Genomic DNA, 22,568 nt, shown 5'->3' with positions numbered 1-22,568 from the left:
CGATATAGTGGGGTTTCTCTTTTATATTTGCTCGAAAATACTTCCTTGATAGTTCTTATGAAGGAATTCCGCGAGCTTCATTGCCTCTATTTCTACTGTTTTTTGGCTTTTTTTAGTTAGCTTTTTACTGAGATAAAAATGAAAAATAATTTTGCTACCGGTCACTTTATATCTCCATGTTCCGATAAATTGCCCATTAATTATTAGTACAGCTTCAATCTGCCCAGCAATCCGCCAAATCAAGCTCGTTTCTTTTTCGTTTGCCAGCCAGTTCTTTTTCGCATAACTAACAAAAAGCGGATCGAATTTCCCTAGTAGTAAAGGCGTATCCATTTCCAGCTCTGAACGAGTTTCTGTTTTGCTATAATAGGTCTTTCCGTCTTCACCAATGTAGCAAAAATAGTTTGTAAGCTGTTTTTCGAGAGTTGGCATGTATTCGCTATTACGCAAACCACTCCAATGTTTAAAATCCTGAATCGTTGCTGGTCCGTACGCACTAAAATAACGATCAATCATTGTTTCAAGGCCAGTTTGATCTCGCTCGATATTCAGCCACTCTTCATGGGACTCTGCACTAATGCGACTGCGATGACTATAAAATTTCGTTTTAGGAGCTTCAGGAACACAAAAAAGTTTACCATCTAGCGAACCTTGAATAAAAACGCCACCCCAAGTCATCAACTCTTTTGCTTGATCACCAAATAACGCCGCAAAAGCCTCTTTAGGCACTTTATCCTCACGCAAGAGTAATTCTTCCATTTCTGCCAAAAGGTCGTCCAAATCGCGCCCTAACGACTCTGTATGCTTTCGTGACCAATTGTTTTTATTAGCATATACATCATGCACATAAAACCAATCATCTGGCGCAAACATATGAACAGTCATTCTTTGGCCCCAGATTTTGATTAATTCATTTTTATCATAGGTAATTTGCAAATTTTCTTTTGTTAAATTATCTACACGATTAAACAAACTGATCTCACCAAATTGTTGGTACTGCGACTGTATGCCAAATAACGCACGAGTTGCCTCCTCAGCGTTAGCGAATTTGGTTTGTAGTAAACCGGAATTATGTAGTCTATTGTGGATGATTTGCGAGTTAGTTAACGAGCGCATTCTTCGGCCTCCTCTTATCTTTGGGATTTACTATAGATGGTTTCCAGTATAAAGGCAAGAAAAAAAGACCTGCTATCCAAAGATAACAGGTCAAACAAAAAAAGCCTGCCTCCTAGCCTACGATTAAATAGACTAGGAAACACAGAGCTAGACAAGGAAACACGAAGTCCCCATATCATGACACTCCACTTGCTTTAAACGTTTTATTATTAAACTAATTCAATAATAACCATTGGTGCGCCGTCACCGCGACGTGGACCTTTTTTCAAGATACGAGTGTAACCACCTTGACGTTCCGCGTAACGTGGAGCAACATCATCAAATAGTTTTTGTAGAGCGTATACAGGACGGTTTTTCTTCACAGTAGAACCATCTTTACCTTTAGCATCTACTTGTACTACTTCTACAACTTCATGACGGATGAAAGCAGCTGCTTGACGACGAGCGTGCAAGTCTCCTTTTTTCCCAGAAGTGATTAGTTTTTCAACAACTTTACGAATCTCTTTAGCGCGAGCTTCTGTTGTTTCAATACGTTCAAATACGATTAAATCCGTTGCAAGATCACGTAGTAATGCTTTACGTTGTGAGCTTGTACGACCTAATTTTCTGTAACCCATGGAATTGCCTCCTTTATCAGTTTTCGTTTCTTAGAGATAAGCCAAGGTCAGCCAGTTTTACTTTAACTTCCTCAAGCGATTTACGGCCCAAGTTACGGACTTTCATCATATCGTCTTCGGATTTGTCAGCAAGTTCCTGTACTGTATTGATTCCAGCGCGTTTTAAACAATTATATGAACGAACAGACAAGTCTAATTCTTCAATAGTCATTTCAAGCACTTTCTCTTTATGGCTTTCTTCTTTTTCAATCATAATTTCAGCTTTTTGTGCTTCATCTGTTAAGTTAACGAAGATACTTAAATGCTCAGAAAGAATTTTAGCTCCAAGTGAAACTGCTTCTTCTGGGCTGATACTTCCGTCAGTTAACACATCAAACGTAAGCTTATCATAATTAGTTGATTGTCCAACACGTGTATTTTCCACTTGATAGTTCACACGGATAACCGGTGAAAAAATTGAATCGACTGGAAGTACACCAATTGGCATATTTTCGCGTTTATTTTGATCAGCAGGTGTGTAACCACGACCACGAGTCGCATTTAAACGCACATGAAATTTAGCATTATCACTTAATGTAGCAATGTGTAAGTCGGGATTTAAAATCTCAACGTCGCTGTCATAATTAATGTCAGCTGCAGTTACTACACCAGGACCTTGCATATCGATTTCTAATGTTTTTTCTTCATCAGAATAGATTTTTAGTGCAAGTTTTTTGATATTTAAAATCATGGTTGTTACATCTTCTACTACACCTTCAATTACAGAAAACTCATGTAAAGCTCCATCAATTTGGATAGAGGTTACTGCTGCACCTGGAAGAGAAGATAATAGAATACGACGTAAGGAGTTACCCAAAGTTGTACCATATCCACGCTCAAGTGGCTCTACAACAAACTTTCCATACTTGGCATCATCGCTGATCTCAATCGTCTCGATTTTTGGCTTTTCAATTTCGATCATTCAAATTTACCCTCCTTCAAAACGTCTAGAATATCAGTCTTTATGTCAAACTCTCTGCCTTGATAGTTAAGACAGTAAAAATCTACTATTGGCAAAAGAAAACGACCACTTATACGCGACGACGTTTTGGAGGACGACATCCGTTATGTGGAACTGGAGTTACATCTTTAATAGCTGTTACTTCAAGACCAGCTGCTTGTAGTGCACGGATAGCCGCTTCACGACCTGAACCAGGACCTTTAACAGTTACTTCTAATGTTTTTAAACCATGTTCTTGTGCTGATTTTGCTGCACTTTCAGCTGCCATTTGCGCTGCGAAAGGAGTAGATTTACGAGAACCTTTAAATCCTAGAGAACCTGCACTTGACCAAGCTAAAGCATTACCATGTGTGTCAGTAATCATTACGATCGTATTATTAAATGTAGAACGAATGTGTGCAATACCAGATTCGATATTCTTTTTCACACGGCGTTTACGAGTATTTGTTTTACGAGCCATTCACTAACTACCTCCTTTACTATTATTTCTTTTTGCCTGCTACTGTTTTGGACGGGCCTTTACGAGTACGGGCATTATTTTTTGTATTTTGTCCGCGAACTGGAAGTCCACGACGGTGACGCATGCCACGGTAAGAACCGATTTCGATTAGACGTTTAATGTTTAAGTTTACTTCACGACGAAGGTCACCTTCAACTTTAATACGGTCTAAGATTTCACGGATTTTACCTAGCTCTTCTTCAGTTAAATCACGAGTACGAGTATCTTCAGAAACGCCAGCTTCAGCAAGAACTTCTTTAGCTGTTTGTTTACCGATACCATAAATGTAAGTCAGGGAAATAACAATACGTTTTTCACGTGGAACGTCCACACCTGCAATACGTGCCATTTACTTAAGCACCTCCTCTTATCCTTGTTTTTGTTTATGTTTTGGATTTTCACAAATTACCATTACTTTACCTTTACGACGAATAACTTTACATTTTTCGCACATAGGTTTCACTGATGGTCTTACTTTCATATAGATATACCTCCTTGTTTATTAGAGAAAATGTCTCTATAAACCGATAATTTCAAAGCTGGATAAACCAGACCGGTATATAAATTCAATTTCGGAGTGCAAATTATTTAAAACGATAAGTAATTCTTCCGCGTGTCAGGTCGTATGGAGAAAGCTCTACTGTCACTTTATCTCCAGGTAAAATACGAATGTAATGCATACGGATTTTACCAGAAACAGTTGCCAGTACTTTATGACCATTTTCGAGTTCAACATTGAACATCGCGTTTGGTAGAGTTTCTTGTACTACGCCTTCTACTTCAATAACATCTTCCTTTGCCATATGTTTGCTACCTCCTTCTTGTATTCTTGGATTTGTTCCTGATGCAGGCCTAATCCTTTCAGTGTAACTATTTCTCTTACATGAAAAAAACGTAAAACATGCAAAAATGGATGCACTTCATTAAAAGGCAACACATTTCGCCAGCTTTTCAGACAACCTGTAAAAGTGAAATCCGTAAAAACCAGAAGAACTGTCACTCGCAAAAGCATTGCGGTGGAACAGGTCAGGGTAGAACATATACGTCATTCGGATGATCTTCAAACGGTTCTCTCGTTCATCATGATTTGCATAGATGCCTTTAATTCCACTGCCAATTATCCATTATACTACAAACTAATCTAATTTGCACGCATTGATTTTGACAGTGATTTCAGCACAGCTCACTCCTCAAAAAGAAGCAAGAATTTTTTCCACATCTACAAAAACGTCATTAATATCTTGCTCGCCGTTTATGCTATGAAGTTTACCCTTTTCGGAGTAAAAATCAAGAAGCGGCTTGGTCTGTTTCATATTTACATTTAGTCGATTTTCAACGGTTTCTTTCTTGTCGTCCTCGCGTTGGTATAGTTCTCCACCATCTAAATCACATTTCCCAGCAACTTTCGGTGGGTTGTAAATTTCGTGGTAAGTTTTACCGCAAGTCCGGCAAATCCAGCGACCGGTAAGACGTTTCATTAAAACATCTTTTTCAACGTCAATGTTAATGACAGCATCAAGTTCTGTTCCTAAATCACGTAGAATATTTTCAAGCTCTTCTGCTTGTTCCACCGTACGCGGAAAACCATCAAGCAAGAAGCCATCCTTAGCATCATCTTCGGCTAAACGTTCACGAACGATACCATTTGTTACTTCGTCAGGAACAAGATCGCCGTTATCCATAAAGGATTTAGCCTTGCGTCCTAACTCTGTGTTATTTTTCATAGCTGCTCGGAACATATCTCCAGTGGAAATATGAGGAATGTTGTATTTCTCAACAATCTGTTCCGCTTGTGTGCCTTTTCCGGCGCCGGGCAGTCCCATTAATACTAATTTCAACTGTTTCGCCCCTTATTACGCGCTAGCTCCTGCTAGGAATCCCTAACAAGAACTGCGTGTTATTTGATAAATCCCCGATAGTTCCTTTTTACAAGTTGTCCTTCGAGTTGTTTCGTAGTATCTAATGCTACCCCGATAACAATTAGTAGGCTTGTACCACCAACGGCTAACGACTGCGGTAAACTAAACACAGTAGTACCGATAGTTGGAAGTATAGCAACCGCTGAAAGGAAAATTGCACCAACAAATGTTAGTCGGTAAAGTACCGATGTAAGATAAGCTTGTGTTTCCCGACCAGGACGTTTACTAGGAATATACCCACCTTGCTTTTTCAAGTTGTCTGCAACTTTCTCAGGGTTCACTTGAATGAAAGCATAGAAATAAGTGAAAGCAACAATTAGTGCAACATATAAAATCATACCAATTGGTTTTGTGTAATCAAACACGTCTTTCAATACTTTTACAACATCGTTACTTTGATCAAAGAAAGTAAGAATGGTTTGCGGTGTAATAATAAATGCACTTGCAAAGATAACTGGGATAACTCCGGCAGAGTTAAGTTTTAACGGCAAGTGCGTTGCTTGCGCGCCCGATTGTTTTGCTCCTGCTACACGTTTAGAGTATTGAATTGGAATTTTACGTAATGCTTGTTGGAAGAAGATTACAGCTACAACAATAGCTAAAATCGCAACCCCTACACCAACTAATGTCAGAACATGTAGGAAAAGTTGATCACCAGCGTTTTCGATTTGCGAAACATATAATTGACGTACTCCATCAGGAATACGAGCAACGATACCTGCAAAGATAATGATGGAAACACCATTACCAACACCTTTAACAGTGATTTGCTCCCCTAACCACATTAAGAACATTGTACCAGTAGTTAATACAACAGCGATAATTGCATATCTACCTATGGAAGGTTCAATAACTAGGCCAGCTGCTGACATGCGGTTAAACCCGTATGCCATACCGAAAGCTTCAACTAAACCAAGTCCGATTGTCATGTATCTAGTAAGTTGATTGAGTTTTTTACGACCCATTTCCCCTTGCTTAGACCACTCAGTCAATTTAGGAACAACGTCCATTTGAAGTAACTGAACAATAATGGAAGATGTAATGTAAGGCATTACACCCATGGCAAAAATTGAGAAGTTTTTTAAAGCCCCACCATTAAATGTATTTAAGAACCCCAAAATACCGCCATCCATACTAGATTGTAGTGCTGCTGCGTTAACTCCCGGTACTGGCACGAATGTACCAATACGGAAAATAACTAGCATTGCTAATGTAAATAGTATTTTTTTACGGATGTCTGCTACTTTGAAGAAGTTAACTAACGTTTGAAACATTAGATCACCTCAGTTTTTCCGCCAGCTGCTTCAATTGCTTCTTTAGCAGCTGCAGAGAATTTGTTCGCTTTCACAGTAAGTTTTTTCTCGATATTTCCATTAGATAAAATCTTGATTCCGGATTTTTCGTTACGAATAATTCCAGTTTCAACTAAAAGTTCTGGCGTTACTTCTGTACCATCTTCAAAGCGGTTTAAAACATCTAAGTTCACGATAGCAAATTCTTTACGGTTGATATTTGTGAATCCACGTTTTGGAATACGACGGAAAAGTGGAAGTTGTCCACCTTCAAAACCTAAACGTACGCCACCACCAGAACGAGCTTTTTGTCCTTTATGACCGCGTCCTGAAGTTTTGCCGTTACCAGAGCCTGTTCCACGACCAACACGATTACGTTCTTTACGAGAACCTTCTGAAGGCTTAAGTTCATGTAGTTTCATGTCAAGCACCTCCTCCTATTTAACAAATTCTATCAAATTGCATAATTATTTTTAAGCTTAAACTTCTTTGACGTCCACTAAATGACTTACTTTAGTGATCATCCCACGAATTGCAGGATTATCTTCTTTAACCACTACAGAATTTGTTTTACCAAGACCTAATGCTTGAACAGTTTTGCGTTGTGGTTGAGGGCGTCCGATTAAGCTACGTTTTAGAGTAATTTCTAACTTCGCCATAATGATAATTCCCTCCTTATCCTAACAATTCTTCTACTGTTTTGCCACGAAGTTTCGCAACATCTTCAGCGTTTTTCAGTTGTTTAATTCCGTCGATTGTAGCACGAACCATGTTAATTGGTGTATTAGATCCAAGCGATTTGGAAGATACATCAGCAACACCGGCAAGTTCTAGGACCGCACGAACGGGACCACCAGCAGTTACACCAGAACCGGCACTAGCAGGTTTAAGAAGAATTTCTCCGCCACCAAAATGTCCGACTACAGTGTGTGGAATAGTTGTGTCTACAGTTGGTACAAGCACCATGTTCTTTTTAGCATCCTCAACAGCTTTACGGATAGCATCTGGAACTTCTTGCGCTTTACCAGTACCGAAACCAACATGACCATTTTTGTCTCCAACAACAACAAGTGCTGTGAAACGGAAACGACGTCCACCTTTAACTACTTTAGCAACACGGTTGATTGTAACAACGCGTTCTTCTAAATCTAATTTGTTTCCATCAATTTGCTCAGGCATGTAATATGTCCCTCCTTCTTATTAAAATTCTAGTCCATTTTCGCGAGCTGCTTCAGCAAGAGCTTTCACGCGGCCATGATATAAGTATCCTCCACGGTCAAAAGTGACAGAAGTAATACCTTTTTCGGAAGCACGTTTAGCAACTAGTTCGCCAACTTTGCTTGCTGCATCAACTTTGGATTCAGCAGAACCGAAATCTTTATCTAAATTAGACGCACTTGCAAGTGTCACACCATTTACATCATCAATAATTTGAGCATAAATGTTTTTGTTTGAACGGAATACGTTTAAACGTGGACGACTTTCAGTTCCAGAAATCTTAGAACGAACACGAGCATGTCTTTTTTTACGTACTTTATTTTTGTCGATTTTGGTAATCACACGACTCACCTCTTCTCTCATTTGCCTAATTAAGCGGCATTATTTACCAGTTTTACCTTCTTTACGGCGTACATGTTCGCCTTCGTAACGAATACCTTTACCTTTATATGGCTCTGGTGGACGTACGGCACGAATGTTTGCAGCTAACTCGCCAACGTGTTCTTTGTTGTATCCTTTAACAATCACTTGTGTGTTTGCAGGAACTTCAATATCTACGCCTTTAGGAGCAACAAACTCTACTGGATGAGAGTACCCTACGTTAAGAACAAGCTTGTCGCCTTGTTTTTGCGCACGGTAACCAACACCGATAAGTTCTAATTTCTTTTCATAACCCTCGGAAACTCCGACAACCATGTTATTAAGAATAGCACGAGTTGTACCATGAAGTGCACGGTGGTTTTTATTATCAGACGGGCGAGAAACGTTAATTTCGTTGCCTTCGATTTTAATAGTAATTTCTGGGTTGAACTCTTTTACAAGTTCACCTTTAGGACCTTTAACTGTTGCTGTTGATCCATTAAGTGTAACTGTTACACCTGCAGGAATCACAATAGTTTTTTTACCTATACGGGACATTTATTGCACCTCCTTATGGTTTACTTTTTCTTACCAAACGTATGCTAGTACTTCTCCGCCGACTTGTTTAGCACGGGCTTCTTTGTCGGTTAAAACACCTTGGGAAGTAGACACGATTGCGATACCTAGACCGTTAAGTACTTTAGGCACCTCAGTTGATTTTGCATATACACGTAAACCTGGTTTACTGATACGTTTCAAACCAGTGATTACACGTTCGCCAGTCGCTCCATATTTTAAGAAAACACGGATTGTTCCAGCATTGTCATCTTCAATATATTCAACGTCACGGATAAAACCTTCACGCTTCAATATTTCAGCAATTTCTTTTTTGATTTTGGATGCAGGCAGTTCTAATTTATCATGTTTAACCATGTTTGCATTACGAATGCGAGTTAGAAAATCTGCAATTGGATCTGTCATCACCATGTATAATACCCTCCTTCCTTAAACTCTTTCTTACCAGCTTGCTTTTTTCACGCCGGGAATTTGACCTTTATAGGCAAGTTCACGGAAACAAATACGGCATAATTTAAATTTGCGAATAACGGAATGTGGACGACCACAACGTTCACAACGAGTATATGCTTGAACAGCGTATTTAGGTGTACGTTTTTGCTTCGCGATCATGGATTTCTTAGCCACGTTTTCGCCTCCCTACTAAATTAGTTTTGATTACTTTTGAAATGGCATCCCTAGTTGAGTTAGTAACTCATGAGATTCTTCATCACTTTTGGCAGTTGTAACGATTACTACGTCCATACCGCGTACTTTTGATACTTGATCGTAATCAATTTCAGGGAAAATAAGTTGCTCTCTAACACCCAACGTATAGTTACCACGACCATCGAAAGCTTTTTTCGATACGCCACGGAAATCACGAACACGTGGAAGTGAAACAGTAACTAATTTATCTAAGAAATCATACATGCGTTCACCACGCAAAGTTACTTTAGCACCGATTGGCATTCCTTCACGAAGACGGAAACCAGCGATAGAATTTTTTGCTTTTGTGATTACAGGTTTTTGACCAGTGATAAGAGCTAACTCCTCAACTGCACTGTCTAAAACTTTCGCATTTGCTGTAGCGTCACCAACACCAGTGTTGATTACGATTTTATCTATTTTTGGAACCTCCATTACGGAGTCATAATTGAATTTGCTCATTAAAGCAGGAACAATTTCCTTAAGATATTGATCTTTAAGGCGATTCATGTAATATTCCCTCCTTCCTACGACTATTATTTATCTATTACTTCACCGGATTTTTTTGCTACGCGTACTTTTTTATCGCCTTTAACTTCGTATCCTACACGAGTAGGTTCGCCAGTTTTAGGGTCAATTAGCATTACGTTTGAAACGTGGATTGGTGCTTCAACATTCAAGATTCCGCCTTGCGGGTTGACGTTGGAAGGTTTTGTATGTTTTTTAACCATATTGATTCCTTCGATAAGTACGCGATCCTTTTTCGGAAATGCTGCGAGCACTTTGCCGGATTTGCCTTTATCTTTACCAGTAATAACTTTTACTTTATCACCTTTTTTGACATGCATTGGTATAGCACCTCCTTGATTTCTTGGAACTTATTTTTTAAAGAACTTCTGGAGCTAAAGAAACGATCTTCATAAAGTTGTTTTCACGAAGTTCGCGAGCAACAGGTCCAAAAATACGTGTTCCACGAGGACTTTTATCGTCACGGATAATGACACATGCATTTTCATCAAACTTGATGTAAGAACCGTCTTGACGACGTGCTCCACTCTTAGTACGAACGATTACTGCTTTAACAACTTCACCTTTTTTGACAACGCCGCCTGGTGTTGCTTGTTTAACGGTACACACGACAACATCGCCAATGTTAGCAGTTTTGCGTCCTGATCCACCTAGTACTTTAATAGTTAAAACTTCACGAGCACCAGAGTTATCAGCCACTTTCATACGACTTTCTTGTTGAATCATTAGGACACCCTCCTTCCAGAATAACGGGTCGGAAAAATTGCACTCGGCAACTTTTCACAATCTATTTTTAACTTTTGATTTAGATAATTACTGCTTCTTCTACAACTTCTAGTAAACGGAAATGTTTAGTTGCAGACAATGGACGAGTTTCGGAAATACGAACTACATCGCCAGCTTTTGCAATGTTATTTTCATCATGCGCTTTGAATTTTTTAGAATACTTCACGCGTTTACCGTACAAACCATGTTTCTTGTACGTTTCAACAACCACGGTAATTGTTTTATCCATTTTATCGGATACAACACGACCAGTATAAACTTTACGTTGGTTACGGTCAGCCATGTATTAAAACCTCCTTACGATTCTTTTTTAAGCAAGTTCTCTTTCTCGAACGATTGTTTTCATACGGGCAATTGCTTTACGAACCTCACGAATACGTGCGGTGTTTTCTAATTGACCAGTAGCTAATTGAAAGCGCAGGTTGAAGAGCTCTTCTTTCAAAGCTTTTTCTTGATCTTGGATTTCGGTAGTGGATAAATCACGGATATCATTAGCTTTCATTTGCTTCACCACCAATTTCTTCACGTTTAACGATCTTAGTTTTGACCGGCAGTTTGTGTGCTGCTAGACGTAATGCTTCACGCGCTACATCTTCAGGAACACCTGCGATTTCAAACATAATTTTGCCACGTTTGACTGGGCTTACCCAACCTTCCGGAGCACCTTTACCTTTACCCATCCGAACCCCGATTGGTTTAGAAGTGTAAGATTTATGAGGGAAAATTTTAATCCAAACTTTACCGCCACGTTTCATGTAACGAGTCATTGCGATACGAGCTGCTTCGATTTGACGGTTTGTAATCCAAGAAGCTTCAACTGCTTGAAGACCATATTCACCAAATGCAACTTCAGTTCCGCCTTTCGCGCGTCCACGCATGTTTCCGCGGAATTCACGACGGTATTTTACACGTTTAGGAACTAACATTATTATTTTCCTCCTTCCACATTGTTTTTCTTCGTAGGAAGGACTTCACCGCGGTAGATCCAGACTTTAACGCCTAGTTTACCATAAGTTGTGTCAGCTTCTTCCCATGCGTAGTCGATGTCGGCACGCAATGTATGAAGAGGTACTGTTCCTTCGCTATAGTGTTCAGCACGAGCGATATCCGCTCCGCCAAGACGACCAGATACTTGAGTTTTGATACCTTTTGCTCCAGCACGCATAGTACGTTGGATAGCTTGTTTTTGCGCACGACGGAAAGATACACGACCTTCCAATTGACGAGCGATATTTTCAGCAACCAATTTTGCGTCTAGGTCAGCACGTTTGATTTCTACGATGTTGATATGAACACGTTTTTGAGTAAGTTCGTTTAAGTTTTTGCGTAATGCTTCAACTTCAGAACCACCTTTACCGATAACCATACCAGGTTTTGCAGTATGAATAGTGATATTCACACGGTTAGCTGCACGTTCGATTTCTACACGAGAAACAGAAGCGTCAGATAGACGTTTTGCAACGTAATCACGGATGCGTAAATCTTCATGTAAGAAGTCCGCATAATCTTTTTCCGCGTACCATTTGGAGTCCCAATCACGGATGACACCGATACGCATACCTATTGGATGTACTTTTTGACCCACGAATTATCCCTCCTTCACTTCAGATACCACAACTGTAATGTGGCTAGTACGTTTGTTGATTGCACTTGCACGACCTTGTGCACGTGGACGGAAACGTTTAAGTGTTGGACCTTCGTCAACAAATGCTTCCTCTACTACAAGGTTGTTAATGTCTAAATCATAGTTATGCTCTGCGTTAGCAATAGCAGATTTTAATACTTTTTCAATAATTGGGGAAGCTGATCTTGGAGTATACTTCAAGATTGCAATTGCTTCGCCAACTTGCTTGCCTCGAATTAAATCAATGACGATTCTAGCTTTGCGAGGAGCAATACGAACCGTTTTGGCAACGGCTTTTGCGCTTGTAACTTCACTTGCCATTAGGATATCCTCCTCTCAAATTAGCGTTTAGTTTTTTTATCGTCGCCCGCATGACCGCGGTACGTACGAGTTGGTGCGAATTCGCCCAGTTTGTGTCCTACCATATCTTCTTGAACATAAACAGGAACGTGTTTACGTCCATCATATACAGCGATTGTTAGTCCAACAAAAGTTGGGAAAATCGTGGAGCGACGAGACCAAGTTTTAATTACTTGTTTCTTTTCGCTTTCTGCTGCAGCGTCCACTTTCTTCATCAAGTGGCCATCAACAAAAGGTCCTTTTTTCAAACTACGACCCATGACGGAACCTCCCTTCGCATAGTCAGGAAGCTGAGAACGCATGTCCTCGCTATCCTGCTACCAATTTTATTCAATCTATTAATCCGATTATTTTTTCTTACGGCGACGTACGATAAATTTATCGGAGTTGTTGTTTTTCTTACGTGTTTTGTATCCAAGAGTTGGTTTACCCCATGGAGACATTGGCGATTTACGGCCGATTGGAGCTTTACCTTCACCACCACCGTGTGGGTGATCGTTCGGGTTCATTACAGATCCACGAACAGTTGGGCGTTTACCCATCCAACGTGAACGACCTGCTTTACCGATGTTGATAAGTTCATGTTGTTCGTTACCAACTTGACCGATTGTAGCACGGCAAGTAGCAAGAATCATACGAACTTCACCGGAGTTTAAGCGGATTAATACGTATTTGCCTTCTTTACCAAGTACTTGAGCACTTGTTCCAGCAGAACGTACTAATTGTCCACCTTTACCAGGTTTCATTTCGATATTGTGGATAACAGTACCCACTGGAATATCTTTTAATTCTAGTGCATTACCAACTTTAATGTCAGCTTCTGCTCCTGAATAAATTGTTTGACCTACTTCAAGGCCTTTCGCTGCGATGATGTAGCGTTTTTCTCCATCAGCATAGTTGATTAGAGCGATATTAGCAGAACGGTTTGGATCGTACTCGATCGTTGCAACGCGTCCAGGAATACCATCTTTGTTACGTTTGAAATCAATCACGCGGTATTGGCGTTTATGGCCACCGCCGTGATGACGAACAGTTAACTTACCTTGGTTATTGCGTCCGGCTTTCTTTTTAAGAGGACGTAGTAAAGATTTTTCTGGAGTACTTGTAGTAATCTCAGCGAAATCAGAACTAGTCATGTGCCGGCGCCCGTTAGTGGTAGGTTTATACTTTTTGATCGCCATTGTTTCCCCTCCTCGTTAGATTTATTTAAAGTTAGTCGAATTATACTTCAAAGAATTGAATTTCTTTGCTGTCAGCTGTAACAGTAACAATCGCTTTACGACGTTTGTTAGTGTAACCTGCATAACGGCCCATACGTTTAAGTTTGCCTTTGTAATTCATTACGTTTACTTTAGCAACTTTAACGTCGAAAATTTCTTCAATTGCGTATTTTACTTGCGTTTTAGTTGCGCGAGTATCTACTTCAAATGTATATTTCTTATCGTCGAGAATGCTTGTAGATTCTTCAGTTACAACTGGGCGCTTAATGATGTCGCGTGCATCCATTATGCGAGCACCTCCTCTACTTTTTCGACAGCTGCTTTAGTGATAATTAATTTATCATGTTTAGCAACTTCTAGTACTGAGATACTTTCAGCCGGAATAACTGTAATGCCTTGTAAGTTGCGTGCAGATAATTCTACATTTTCACTTTCACCAGCAACTACGATTAGTGCCTTAGTATCTACAGAGATATTTTTAAGAAAAGCCGCAAATTCTTTTGTTTTAGGTGCATCGAAAGTCAAACCTTCAAGTACAACTAATTTTTCTTCATTAACTTTAGAAGAAAGAATCGATTTAATCGCTAAACGACGAACTTTCTTAGGTAATTTGTAAGCATATGAACGAGGTGTTGGGCCGAATACGACACCACCGCCACGCCATTGCGGGGAACGGATTGAACCTTGACGGGCACGACCTGTACCTTTTTGACGCCATGGTTTACGTCCGCCACCACGTACTTCTGAACGATTTTTTACTTTGTGAGTCCCTTGACGTAGGGATGCACGTTGGCTCAAAATTACGTCAACAACAACTTTTTCATTTGGTTCGATACCGAAAACAGTGTCGTTTAAAGTAATTTCGCCAGCGTTTGTTCCATCTTGTTTAAGTAAGCTTAATTTTGGCATTCGTTAGTCCTCCTTTCCAAATGAATTATTTTGCTTTAGTAGCAGTTTTAATTTGAACTAATGCTTTTTTAGCGCCTGGAACGTTACCTTTTACTAAAAGAACGTTCTTTTCAACGTCTACTTTAACGATTTCTAGGTTTTGGATAGTGATTTGTTCTCCACCCATACGACCTGGAAGTAGTTTATTTTTGAAAACACGGTTAGGTGCTACTGGACCCATTGAACCTGGGCGACGATGGTAACGGGAACCGTGGGCCATAGGGCCGCGTGATTGTCCGTGGCGTTTAATAACACCTTGGAAACCTTTACCTTTCGATACGCCTGTCGCGTCGATGATGTCACCTTCTGCGAATACGTCTACTTTTACTTCTGCACCAATCTCATACTCGTCTAAGTTTACATCGCGGAATTCGCGAATGAAGCGCTTAGGAGTAGTATTGGCTTTTGCTACATGACCTTGTTCGGGTTTGTTTGACAAAATTGCTCTCTTATCTTCGAAACCGATTTGTACAGCTTCATAGCCGTCAGTTTCAACAGTTTTCTTTTGAAGTACCACGTTTTGTGCTGCTTCGATTACTGTTACTGGAATAAGTTCGCCGTTTTCAGTGAAAACTTGTGTCATCCCTACTTTTCTACCTAAGATTCCTTTGGTCATGAGTCACACCTCCTGTTAATTTAATATATTCTTATTATAGTTTGATTTCGATGTCCACACCGCTTGGCAAGTCTAAACGCATCAAGCTATCAACTGTTTGTGGTGTTGGATTAACGATGTCGATTAAACGTTTGTGTGTACGCATCTCGAATTGCTCACGAGAATCTTTATATTTGTGGACCGCACGCAAGACTGTGTAGATTGACTTCTCTGTTGGAAGTGGAATCGGACCAGATACGGAAGCACCTGAGCGTTTCGCTGTTTCTACGATCTTTTCTGCTGATTGATCCAAAATACGGTGATCATACGCTTTTAAACGAATACGAATTTTTTGTTTTGCCATTACTTTCCCTCCTTTTCGCCTACTTTTAAAGTAGACATTCTCCGTGAAAATTACCTGAACATCCGCCATGGCAAAGCGGCCGGGTGTGTCAGCAACCTTTCACTTCATCACATGGGCATTCCCGGCAATACCGGGGTGCTCGTTGTCAAAAGGGCAGACCAATGCCTGTCCATTTGCACTTTATCTATTATACACGGGTTGGGGGCAGTAATCAACCGCTTTTCGAAAAAAGTTTCAAGTTATTTTCATAGGAGCTATTATATAGAAGATTCTCGGTTTTTTATTGCTGGAAAATAGCATTATAGAGCCATTTAATGATTTTTTGCAAAAAGAAAAAACATCCGTTGAAATCGAATGTTTTTAAGTAGTTCTTAATAATACAAGGCCGACTGTTAAAAGTATCATTACACAAGCTGCGATCAGATCTCCGAAATGCCAATGCAGAATTCGGAACCGGGTACGCCCTTCGCCACCTTGATAGCCCCTCGCCTCCATCGCGTCCGCTAATTCCTCTGCCCTATTAAACGAACTAACAAATAGCGGAATAAAAATCGGAACAACCACTTTCATCTGTTCAAATAGATTGCCTTCCCCGAAATCCACGCCACGTGCTCGCTGCGCCTTCATAATTTTGTCCGTTTCTCCCATAAGCGTCGGGATAAAGCGAAGCGCAACGGAAATCATTAGCGCAATATCATTTACAGGAACTTTAAGCACGGCAAAAGGACGAAGGATATAAGCTATTGCATCTGTTAGGTTCATAGGCGTTGTTGTCAGCGTGATTACCGTCGACATGATGATAATTAAGACGAAGCGCAAAAATACAAACACGCCGTTTAGAAGCCCGAATGAGGAGATGGTAAATGGTCCCCAGTCAAAGTAAATCGTGCCACCGCTTGCGAAGAGCACTTGCATGACTACCGTAAATAAAATCAGCCAAATTAGTGGTTTTACTCCTTTTATAAAAACTTTTAGCTTAATGCCGGTCATTTGGACAATCATTAGTGTAAATAAAACCATTAATGCATATGTCCACCAGTTGTTTGCTAAAAACAAGATGCCGATATAATAAAAACCAGCTAATAATTTTGTTCGTGCATCCAGACCATGAATCAAGGACTCCCCTGGAACAAAACGACCTAGTATTAGTTTTTCTATCATTCAAAGAAGCCCCCTTTTCTCATGTCAATTGTTGAAACACGACACTCACTGCCATTAGAATTGTCAACGTGGCGTTAATTAATACGAAATTACGAATACCAATGACAAATGTTTTTGATTTTACTTGTTCTTTATTGAATTTAACTAAGTTACGATAAACCGGATAAATCGCTACAACTGATAGCAGCATGATTGGACTTAGGAAACCAACTGCAACCGAAATAATAACAGCTAAAAACGAAGCGTAATATAAAGCGTTAAATAATAGAACGCCCATTTTTCTACCTATATAGTAAGGAAGTGTGTAACGGTGATTTCTAATATCTTCATCTAAATCGCATAGGTTATTCGCGAGCATGATGTTCGCTATCGTGAAAATACATGGTAAGGATACCACACCTATCCGAATAATTTCTATTAGATTGAACTGAATCGTCACCATTTCTCCTTGCCAAAGTAAATTCGCAATTCCTGCATCGTATGCGTTCACATATACTGCTAAGAAGAAAATCCCGAACCCCATAGTCACACCTGAAAAAATTTCACCTAGAGGCATGCGGGAAAGCGGCACAGGGCCAAACGTATATAAAATACCGATGCAAAAACAAACAAAGCCGATTAAAAGAACTAATAAATCTGTACGGAACACCAACCAGACACCTAAGCCGGTTGCAATGAAGAACATTAGAAAAATAGTAATTATCACCGTGCGTACCGGAATCTGTTCTTGACCGATGACATTGCTCGTCGTACGGTAATCGTAATCATGATTATCTGTCGCTTTGCGGTAATCCATATAGTTGTTAATCGCAGTAGTCGTTAAATCGAAAATCAACATTGAACCAAAAAATATTAGCGTATCAACTGGTTTAAACATATCGTATTGATAAACGACGAATAGCGTCCCTAACATAAACGGAAACACACTAGCTATCTTCGTTTGGATTTCAACCAACTTCAGAAACGATGGTATTGACATATCCCTTTTTTAACCCCTTTTCTAATTTATTGTGAGCAGAGTCCGCGTGGATTTCTGCTCACTTTCTTCTATAATAATAGTTTATTTTTTCACGGTATCCATTTGGAAGTCTTTGTCCGTTAATTCGAATTGACCTTTTAGCCCAGATGTTTCGTATACTTTCTTCTCTTTACTAATGAAAATCGCATCTACGCCGTCGAATTGTTCGATGTAGTCCATTCCGCCTTTAATCCCTTTGGAGAAAGTAGCGGTTGATAGGCCGTCACCGTCAATCGATTTTTTAGAAACGATTGAAACCCCTGCAATGTCGTTATCAAAAGGATAGCCTGTTTTTGGATCTAAAATGTGATGATATGTTTTTCCGTCAACTTCTAGGTAACGTTCATAAATACCAGAAGTTACGATGGACATGTTGGATTCAGGAAGTTTCCCAATAACACTTCCACGTGGGGAGAATGGGTCTTGAATTCCGACATTCCATTTGTTGCCGTTCGGATTGTTACCTTGAACGTAAATGTTTCCGCCTAAATCTATAATAGAGGTTGTTACTTTATTTTCTTTGAATACTTTTAAGGTTTCATCGGTAATGAAGCCTTTAGCAATGGCACCTAAATCGAGCTCCATGCCTTCTTTTTCCAAGTAGACAGTTCGATCTTTGTCGTTCATTTTAACGTCTTTGTAGTTGATTAATGGTAAAACTGCATCGATTTCTGCTTGCGATGGTTTGCGTGCGTCAGAGAAACCGATGTGCCACAAGGAAGTTAATGGGCCGATAGTGATGTCGAAGCTACCACCAGAGTTCTCCGAGTATTTAAGTCCTTCTTGGATTAAATAGTAAACGTCTTCGGATACTTTGACTGGCTTTTTGCCTGCCTGTTCATTGATTTTGTCGACTTCAGAAGTTTTCCCTGAATCGCTTGTAGTAATTTTGGCAGCTAGGTCTTTGATACGGTCGAAACCTTTATCAAGGACATCTTCTTTGTCTTTGTCATAAATTTTAAGTGTTACAACTGTCCCCATTAGGAAGTCTGTTTTTGAATATGGTTGATCCATTAAATTTTTAGAATCGCTTGGTTCGCTTTTTGATTCTTTACCGGAGTTTCCGCACGCTGATACAACGAGCGCTAATATGATAACTGAAAATATTATTTTCCATTTTTTCATGAGCTTTTTCACCTTTCTAATCCATGATCTTTACTTGAATAACTATAGCGTAAAAAAAGGAATAAATCTATAGTAAAAAGGCTTAATTCCTCTGTTTTTTCGATAAAAAAATCGGCTAGCCCCGAAAATCAGGGCCAGCCGTTTTGTGCATTAATTGTGCTGATTATTCAGCTTCTACTAAGTTGTAAACTTTAATTGTGTCAGTGTTGCCATTTTGTGCAGCATTTTGAAGTTGAGCTGCATAAATTTTGAATTGGTTAGAAGAGTTAGTAGCACCAGAAACAGTGTCTACTGCAGCAACGTCTTGTTTTTCTACAAGAGATTTGTTAAGTGCTGGGATGTATTCTTTTGGACCAGTACCAGATTTAGCTTTCATGTTTTTCTCATATTCAGCGTCGTCTGATTTAAGTTTGCCGTCTTTGTCAACATAGTTGTAGTCAGATTTAGTGATTTTGCCATCTTTAACGTCCATGCTGAACACTACACGGTAACCATGTGCGTAGTTTTGTTCTTCTAATTTGTAAGTTCCATCTTCCATTTTAGCTAGGTTGTTGATGGAAATTGTAGTTGTATCAGCTTTTTGAGCTGCTTGGATTAATTGGTTAGCGTAGTTGATGAATGCGTCAGAAGAATGAGTTGCTCCTGAAACTACTTGTACAGATGAAGCGGATTGACCTTTAACTAAAGAATCGCTTAATTGTTTCAAGTATTCTTGAGGACCAGTACCTACTTTATCTTTCATCATTTTTTCGTAATCTGCATCTTCAGATTTTAGTTTGCCATCTTTGTTTTTGTAATCGTAGTTAGCTTTAGTAATTTTACCATCTTTAACTTCGATTGACATGAAAGCTTTCCAGCCTTTGTCGTCAAAATTCTTTTCTTCTAATTTGTAAGTACCATCAGTCATAGTACCATCAGTTTTAGCTGTTTTCTTTGTTTCTGTTTGTTTTGTGTCTGTGCTCTTCTTGTCTTTGCTGCTGTCGTCACTGCTACCGCAACCTACTAGTAATAAGCTTGAAGCCATTACTACGGTAATACCCATTGCTACTTTTTTCAATTTCATGTTTTGCTCCCACCTTTTGTTTTATTGATTAACTTTGTTTGTGATTTCGTGAACACAAACCGATAGTCTGCGAAAGCGATATCACTTTTACAATACAAATGATACCATCAGCGTCCGGTTTTGTCTACTGTAATTCTAAAGACATAATTCATCTAATTTTCAAAATAATGACTATTGATGTATAAAAGATGGCTAAAACCAACCTTTTTGCGCAAAATAGCAAACAAAAATGTCTAACAACCTATGCGAAACAAGGACTTTATGCCTGTTTAATTATGTAACATTTGTATAAAGTCCTATTTTTAAATTTTAGATTAGAATTGTTCTTTACTATCTAGACATTTGTGGGAGGTTTCTGTTAAACTATGATAGGTTATAATAATACTGTGGGGAATTTTGGACTCATTTTATTTTTGTGAATAAACTTACAAGGAGTTGAGGAAGCATATGCCTGAAAAGAATATCGTTTTAATTGGGGCAGGATATGCAGGTGTACACGCTGCTAAGAAATTAGCTAAGAAATACAAGAAAGACAAAGACGTTAATATTACTTTAATCGATCGTCATTCGTATCATACAATGATGACTGAACTACATGAGGTTGCTGGTGGTCGTGTTGATCCAACTGCAATTCAATATGATTTACGTCGTTTGTTTAATAGAACAAAAGTTAATCTTGTAACTGATAACGTGACACATGTAGATCATGATAAAAAAGTTGTAACAACAGAGCACGGAAGTTATCCGTTTGATTACCTAGTATTAGGTATGGGCGGCGAACCTAATGATTTCGGGACTCCTGGTGTTGGCGAAAATGGCTTTACACTTTGGTCTTGGGAAGATTCTGTTAAGTTACGCAATCATATTGAAGAAACTGTAACGAAAGCATCTCGCGAACAAGACGTTGAAAAACGTAAAGCAATGTTAACATTCGTTGTTTGTGGATCTGGATTTACTGGTATCGAAATGGTTGGGGAACTTTTAGAATGGAAAGATCGTCTTGCTAAAGATAACAAAATTGACGCATCTGAAATTAAATTAGTTGTAGTAGAAGCTGCTCCAACAATCCTAAACATGCTTGAAAGAAGAGACGCTGACAAAGCAGAACGTTACATGGTTAAAAAAGGTATTGAAATCATGAAAAACGCTGCTATCGTTGAAGTTAAACCTGAAAGCATCGTACTTAAATCTGGCGAAGAGCTTCCAACAAGTACATTAATTTGGACTGCTGGTGTTCGCGCTAACTCTGATACTAAAGATTACGGTATGGAATCTGCTCGTGCAGGCCGTTTGAAAGTAAACCAATATATGGAAGCAGATGGTCTTAAAGACGTTTATGTCGTTGGTGACCTTGCTTACTTTGAAGATGAAGAAGGCAAACCAACTCCGCAAATCGTTGAAGGTGCTGAACAAACTGCATTAACTGCAGCGAAAAGCATCATCGTTGAAATGAGCGGTACTGGCGAAAAAGAACCATTCCAAGGTAAATACCATGGTGTAATGGTTTCTATCGGAGCTAAATATGGTGTTGCTCATCTTGGTAACATGCATCTTTCTGGTTGGTTCGCTATTTTAATGAAACATATGGTTAACTTGTATTACTTCTTCGGTATCCGCAGTGGTTACTACATGTGGCAATATGTTATGCATGAATTCTTCCACATTAAAGATCACCGTAATATCTTCCGTGGTTGGACTTCTCGTTACGGTAACGTACTTTGGGTTCTTCCTTTACGTGTATATCTAGGTTGGTTCTGGATTGACGAAGCGCTTTCTAAAATCTACGGCGAAACTACATGGGATAAAGTAAGTATTACAAACTTAAAACCTTTATTTAACGGTATCGGTTCTGACTCTTGGTTAACTGCAACAAGCTCTAAAATGCCATTCGAATGGTTACAAACTGCTGCTACATCTGGCGCTAGTCAAGCTGCCGGTGATGCTGCTGGGGCTGCTGCAACAAACGTAACTACTCCAATTCTTAGCCATATGCCTGGTTGGTTTGAATGGATTATGAAACTTCTAATGCCAAATCTTGACGTTGCACTAGTAATGCAAAAAGTTGTACCTTTTGTTGAACTTGCAATCGGTCTTGCTATGGTAGTTGGTCTATTCACTTGGCTTGTAAGTATCGGAAGTGCTGGATTCCTAGTAATGTTTACACTAAGCGCTATGCTTGGTTGGGACAAATTCTGGGCGTTACCAGCTTCTATCGCACTTCTAAATGGCGCTGGTCGCACATTTGGTCTTGATTATTGGGCTGTTCCTTGGTTCCAAAAACATCTTGGTCATTGGTGGTACGGTAAGCCAAGGTCCGTTTACAGAGACAAGTAAATTAGCTAGTTAAAATTTTAAATAAAAACTCGGGAGTGCATCCAAAAGCCAGTTTTGGCATAGGAGGTGCTTCCGTTTTTATTATTTGGTTATTTCTTAAACTTTTTCCTATTATATTTAGGCATAATCCTTTAAAATAGGATTTGTACATGACATTT

35 protein-coding genes are annotated in these 22,568 nt (G+C 39.4%); 1 reads left to right on the top strand and 34 read right to left on the bottom strand.

Features of this window, described 5'->3' with window-relative positions; translation table 11 throughout:
• Window positions 1-21: 21 nt before the first annotated feature.
• From HCJ30_RS09525 to pplA, 34 genes are all read right to left on the bottom strand, one after another.
• Complete coding sequence (locus HCJ30_RS09525) at window positions 22-1,116, bottom strand: DNA glycosylase AlkZ-like family protein (protein ID WP_185391937.1); 1,095 nt, start codon at window positions 1,114-1,116, stop codon at window positions 22-24.
• Between the two features lie 209 nt (window positions 1,117-1,325).
• Window positions 1,326-1,733, bottom strand: coding sequence for a 50S ribosomal protein L17 (gene rplQ, locus HCJ30_RS09520; protein WP_003723675.1), 408 nt, complete (start codon window positions 1,731-1,733; stop codon window positions 1,326-1,328).
• Between the two features lie 16 nt (window positions 1,734-1,749).
• A complete protein-coding gene (locus HCJ30_RS09515; RefSeq protein WP_003723676.1) occupies window positions 1,750-2,694 on the bottom strand; it encodes a DNA-directed RNA polymerase subunit alpha in 945 nt (314 codons plus the stop codon).
• Window positions 2,695-2,803: 109 nt separating this feature from the next.
• On the bottom strand, window positions 2,804-3,193 hold the full coding sequence (gene rpsK / locus HCJ30_RS09510; protein WP_003720926.1) for a 30S ribosomal protein S11: 390 nt from the start codon (window positions 3,191-3,193) through the stop codon (window positions 2,804-2,806).
• A gap of 22 nt (window positions 3,194-3,215) precedes the next feature.
• The gene (gene rpsM, locus HCJ30_RS09505; RefSeq protein WP_003723677.1) at window positions 3,216-3,581 is read right to left on the bottom strand and encodes a 30S ribosomal protein S13; all 366 of its coding nucleotides are present in this window, start codon (window positions 3,579-3,581) and stop codon (window positions 3,216-3,218) included.
• An 18-nt stretch (window positions 3,582-3,599) separates the two neighbouring features.
• Complete coding sequence (gene rpmJ / locus HCJ30_RS09500) at window positions 3,600-3,713, bottom strand: 50S ribosomal protein L36 (RefSeq protein ID WP_003720928.1); 114 nt, start codon at window positions 3,711-3,713, stop codon at window positions 3,600-3,602.
• A gap of 103 nt (window positions 3,714-3,816) precedes the next feature.
• Window positions 3,817-4,035: a translation initiation factor IF-1 gene (infA, locus tag HCJ30_RS09495; RefSeq protein ID WP_003720929.1), complete on the bottom strand. Its 219-nt coding sequence runs from the start codon at window positions 4,033-4,035 to the stop codon at window positions 3,817-3,819.
• Window positions 4,036-4,422: 387 nt separating this feature from the next.
• A complete protein-coding gene (locus tag HCJ30_RS09490; protein WP_185391936.1) occupies window positions 4,423-5,070 on the bottom strand; it encodes an adenylate kinase in 648 nt (215 codons plus the stop codon).
• Window positions 5,071-5,129: 59 nt separating this feature from the next.
• Window positions 5,130-6,425 carry a preprotein translocase subunit SecY gene (gene secY / locus HCJ30_RS09485; RefSeq protein WP_185391935.1) on the bottom strand — a complete coding sequence of 432 codons (1,296 nt, stop codon included), beginning with the start codon at window positions 6,423-6,425 and terminating at the stop codon, window positions 5,130-5,132.
• The gene (rplO, locus tag HCJ30_RS09480) at window positions 6,425-6,865 is read right to left on the bottom strand and encodes a 50S ribosomal protein L15 (protein WP_003723680.1); all 441 of its coding nucleotides are present in this window, start codon (window positions 6,863-6,865) and stop codon (window positions 6,425-6,427) included. Before rplO ends, secY begins: the two co-directional genes overlap by 1 nt.
• Window positions 6,866-6,922: 57 nt before the next feature.
• The gene (gene rpmD, locus HCJ30_RS09475; RefSeq protein ID WP_003720933.1) at window positions 6,923-7,102 is read right to left on the bottom strand and encodes a 50S ribosomal protein L30; all 180 of its coding nucleotides are present in this window, start codon (window positions 7,100-7,102) and stop codon (window positions 6,923-6,925) included.
• Window positions 7,103-7,118: 16 nt separating this feature from the next.
• Window positions 7,119-7,622: a 30S ribosomal protein S5 gene (gene rpsE, locus HCJ30_RS09470; protein ID WP_003723681.1), complete on the bottom strand. Its 504-nt coding sequence runs from the start codon at window positions 7,620-7,622 to the stop codon at window positions 7,119-7,121.
• Between the two features lie 21 nt (window positions 7,623-7,643).
• Window positions 7,644-8,003, bottom strand: a complete 360-nt coding sequence (rplR, locus tag HCJ30_RS09465) for a 50S ribosomal protein L18 (protein ID WP_003739848.1) — start codon at window positions 8,001-8,003, stop codon at window positions 7,644-7,646.
• Between the two features lie 39 nt (window positions 8,004-8,042).
• On the bottom strand, window positions 8,043-8,579 hold the full coding sequence (gene rplF, locus HCJ30_RS09460; protein ID WP_008948847.1) for a 50S ribosomal protein L6: 537 nt from the start codon (window positions 8,577-8,579) through the stop codon (window positions 8,043-8,045).
• A 30-nt stretch (window positions 8,580-8,609) separates the two neighbouring features.
• A complete protein-coding gene (rpsH, locus tag HCJ30_RS09455) occupies window positions 8,610-9,008 on the bottom strand; it encodes a 30S ribosomal protein S8 (protein WP_003720937.1) in 399 nt (132 codons plus the stop codon).
• 30 nt (window positions 9,009-9,038) lie between these two features.
• The gene (locus HCJ30_RS09450) at window positions 9,039-9,224 is read right to left on the bottom strand and encodes a type Z 30S ribosomal protein S14 (protein WP_003723684.1); all 186 of its coding nucleotides are present in this window, start codon (window positions 9,222-9,224) and stop codon (window positions 9,039-9,041) included.
• 30 nt (window positions 9,225-9,254) lie between these two features.
• Window positions 9,255-9,794 (bottom strand): 50S ribosomal protein L5, encoded by a 540-nt coding sequence (gene rplE / locus HCJ30_RS09445; protein WP_003720938.1) that lies wholly within the window; start codon window positions 9,792-9,794, stop codon window positions 9,255-9,257.
• Between the two features lie 26 nt (window positions 9,795-9,820).
• Window positions 9,821-10,132, bottom strand: coding sequence for a 50S ribosomal protein L24 (rplX, locus tag HCJ30_RS09440; RefSeq protein WP_003728539.1), 312 nt, complete (start codon window positions 10,130-10,132; stop codon window positions 9,821-9,823).
• A 37-nt stretch (window positions 10,133-10,169) separates the two neighbouring features.
• On the bottom strand, window positions 10,170-10,538 hold the full coding sequence (gene rplN, locus HCJ30_RS09435) for a 50S ribosomal protein L14 (protein ID WP_003723686.1): 369 nt from the start codon (window positions 10,536-10,538) through the stop codon (window positions 10,170-10,172).
• Between the two features lie 79 nt (window positions 10,539-10,617).
• Window positions 10,618-10,881, bottom strand: a complete 264-nt coding sequence (gene rpsQ / locus HCJ30_RS09430) for a 30S ribosomal protein S17 (protein WP_008948849.1) — start codon at window positions 10,879-10,881, stop codon at window positions 10,618-10,620.
• Between the two features lie 27 nt (window positions 10,882-10,908).
• Window positions 10,909-11,100 (bottom strand): 50S ribosomal protein L29, encoded by a 192-nt coding sequence (gene rpmC, locus HCJ30_RS09425; RefSeq protein WP_003720942.1) that lies wholly within the window; start codon window positions 11,098-11,100, stop codon window positions 10,909-10,911.
• Window positions 11,090-11,524 (bottom strand): 50S ribosomal protein L16, encoded by a 435-nt coding sequence (rplP, locus tag HCJ30_RS09420; RefSeq protein WP_003720943.1) that lies wholly within the window; start codon window positions 11,522-11,524, stop codon window positions 11,090-11,092. The genes rpmC and rplP overlap by 11 nt, the downstream gene beginning before the upstream one ends.
• 2 nt (window positions 11,525-11,526) lie before the next feature.
• Window positions 11,527-12,183 (bottom strand): 30S ribosomal protein S3, encoded by a 657-nt coding sequence (gene rpsC / locus HCJ30_RS09415; protein WP_003720944.1) that lies wholly within the window; start codon window positions 12,181-12,183, stop codon window positions 11,527-11,529.
• Between the two features lie 3 nt (window positions 12,184-12,186).
• Window positions 12,187-12,543: a 50S ribosomal protein L22 gene (gene rplV, locus HCJ30_RS09410; protein WP_003727697.1), complete on the bottom strand. Its 357-nt coding sequence runs from the start codon at window positions 12,541-12,543 to the stop codon at window positions 12,187-12,189.
• Between the two features lie 20 nt (window positions 12,544-12,563).
• Window positions 12,564-12,842: a 30S ribosomal protein S19 gene (rpsS, locus tag HCJ30_RS09405; RefSeq protein WP_185391934.1), complete on the bottom strand. Its 279-nt coding sequence runs from the start codon at window positions 12,840-12,842 to the stop codon at window positions 12,564-12,566.
• Window positions 12,843-12,929: 87 nt separating this feature from the next.
• Complete coding sequence (rplB, locus tag HCJ30_RS09400) at window positions 12,930-13,763, bottom strand: 50S ribosomal protein L2 (protein ID WP_003727696.1); 834 nt, start codon at window positions 13,761-13,763, stop codon at window positions 12,930-12,932.
• 40 nt (window positions 13,764-13,803) lie between these two features.
• A complete protein-coding gene (gene rplW / locus HCJ30_RS09395; protein ID WP_003728540.1) occupies window positions 13,804-14,088 on the bottom strand; it encodes a 50S ribosomal protein L23 in 285 nt (94 codons plus the stop codon).
• Window positions 14,088-14,711: a 50S ribosomal protein L4 gene (gene rplD / locus HCJ30_RS09390; protein WP_003727695.1), complete on the bottom strand. Its 624-nt coding sequence runs from the start codon at window positions 14,709-14,711 to the stop codon at window positions 14,088-14,090. The genes rplW and rplD overlap by 1 nt, the downstream gene beginning before the upstream one ends.
• Window positions 14,712-14,736: 25 nt before the next feature.
• Window positions 14,737-15,366: a 50S ribosomal protein L3 gene (gene rplC / locus HCJ30_RS09385; protein ID WP_003726733.1), complete on the bottom strand. Its 630-nt coding sequence runs from the start codon at window positions 15,364-15,366 to the stop codon at window positions 14,737-14,739.
• 34 nt (window positions 15,367-15,400) lie between these two features.
• Window positions 15,401-15,709, bottom strand: coding sequence for a 30S ribosomal protein S10 (rpsJ, locus tag HCJ30_RS09380; protein ID WP_003720954.1), 309 nt, complete (start codon window positions 15,707-15,709; stop codon window positions 15,401-15,403).
• Between the two features lie 360 nt (window positions 15,710-16,069).
• Window positions 16,070-16,870: an FAD export ECF transporter transmembrane subunit FmnA gene (gene fmnA, locus HCJ30_RS09375; protein WP_008948855.1), complete on the bottom strand. Its 801-nt coding sequence runs from the start codon at window positions 16,868-16,870 to the stop codon at window positions 16,070-16,072.
• Between the two features lie 19 nt (window positions 16,871-16,889).
• The gene (menA, locus tag HCJ30_RS09370) at window positions 16,890-17,849 is read right to left on the bottom strand and encodes a 1,4-dihydroxy-2-naphthoate polyprenyltransferase (RefSeq protein ID WP_185391933.1); all 960 of its coding nucleotides are present in this window, start codon (window positions 17,847-17,849) and stop codon (window positions 16,890-16,892) included.
• Window positions 17,850-17,930: 81 nt separating this feature from the next.
• Entirely contained in the window at window positions 17,931-19,013 is a 1,083-nt protein-coding gene (locus HCJ30_RS09365) for an FAD:protein FMN transferase (protein ID WP_185391932.1), read from the bottom strand.
• A gap of 163 nt (window positions 19,014-19,176) precedes the next feature.
• Window positions 19,177-20,076 carry an extracellular electron transfer flavoprotein PplA gene (gene pplA, locus HCJ30_RS09360; protein ID WP_185391931.1) on the bottom strand — a complete coding sequence of 300 codons (900 nt, stop codon included), beginning with the start codon at window positions 20,074-20,076 and terminating at the stop codon, window positions 19,177-19,179.
• Between the two features lie 447 nt (window positions 20,077-20,523).
• On the opposite strand from pplA, the gene HCJ30_RS09355 reads away from it, so the two are divergent.
• Window positions 20,524-22,410: an FAD-dependent oxidoreductase gene (locus HCJ30_RS09355; protein ID WP_185391930.1), complete on the top strand. Its 1,887-nt coding sequence runs from the start codon at window positions 20,524-20,526 to the stop codon at window positions 22,408-22,410.
• The last annotated feature ends 158 nt before the right edge of the window (window positions 22,411-22,568 follow it).

It is taken from the genome of Listeria cossartiae subsp. cossartiae (genome assembly GCF_014224155.1).
GTDB classification, from domain to species: domain Bacteria; phylum Bacillota; class Bacilli; order Lactobacillales; family Listeriaceae; genus Listeria; species Listeria cossartiae.
Note: the sequence above shows the minus strand (reverse complement) of the source record. Positions and strands in the feature narration are given on the sequence as shown.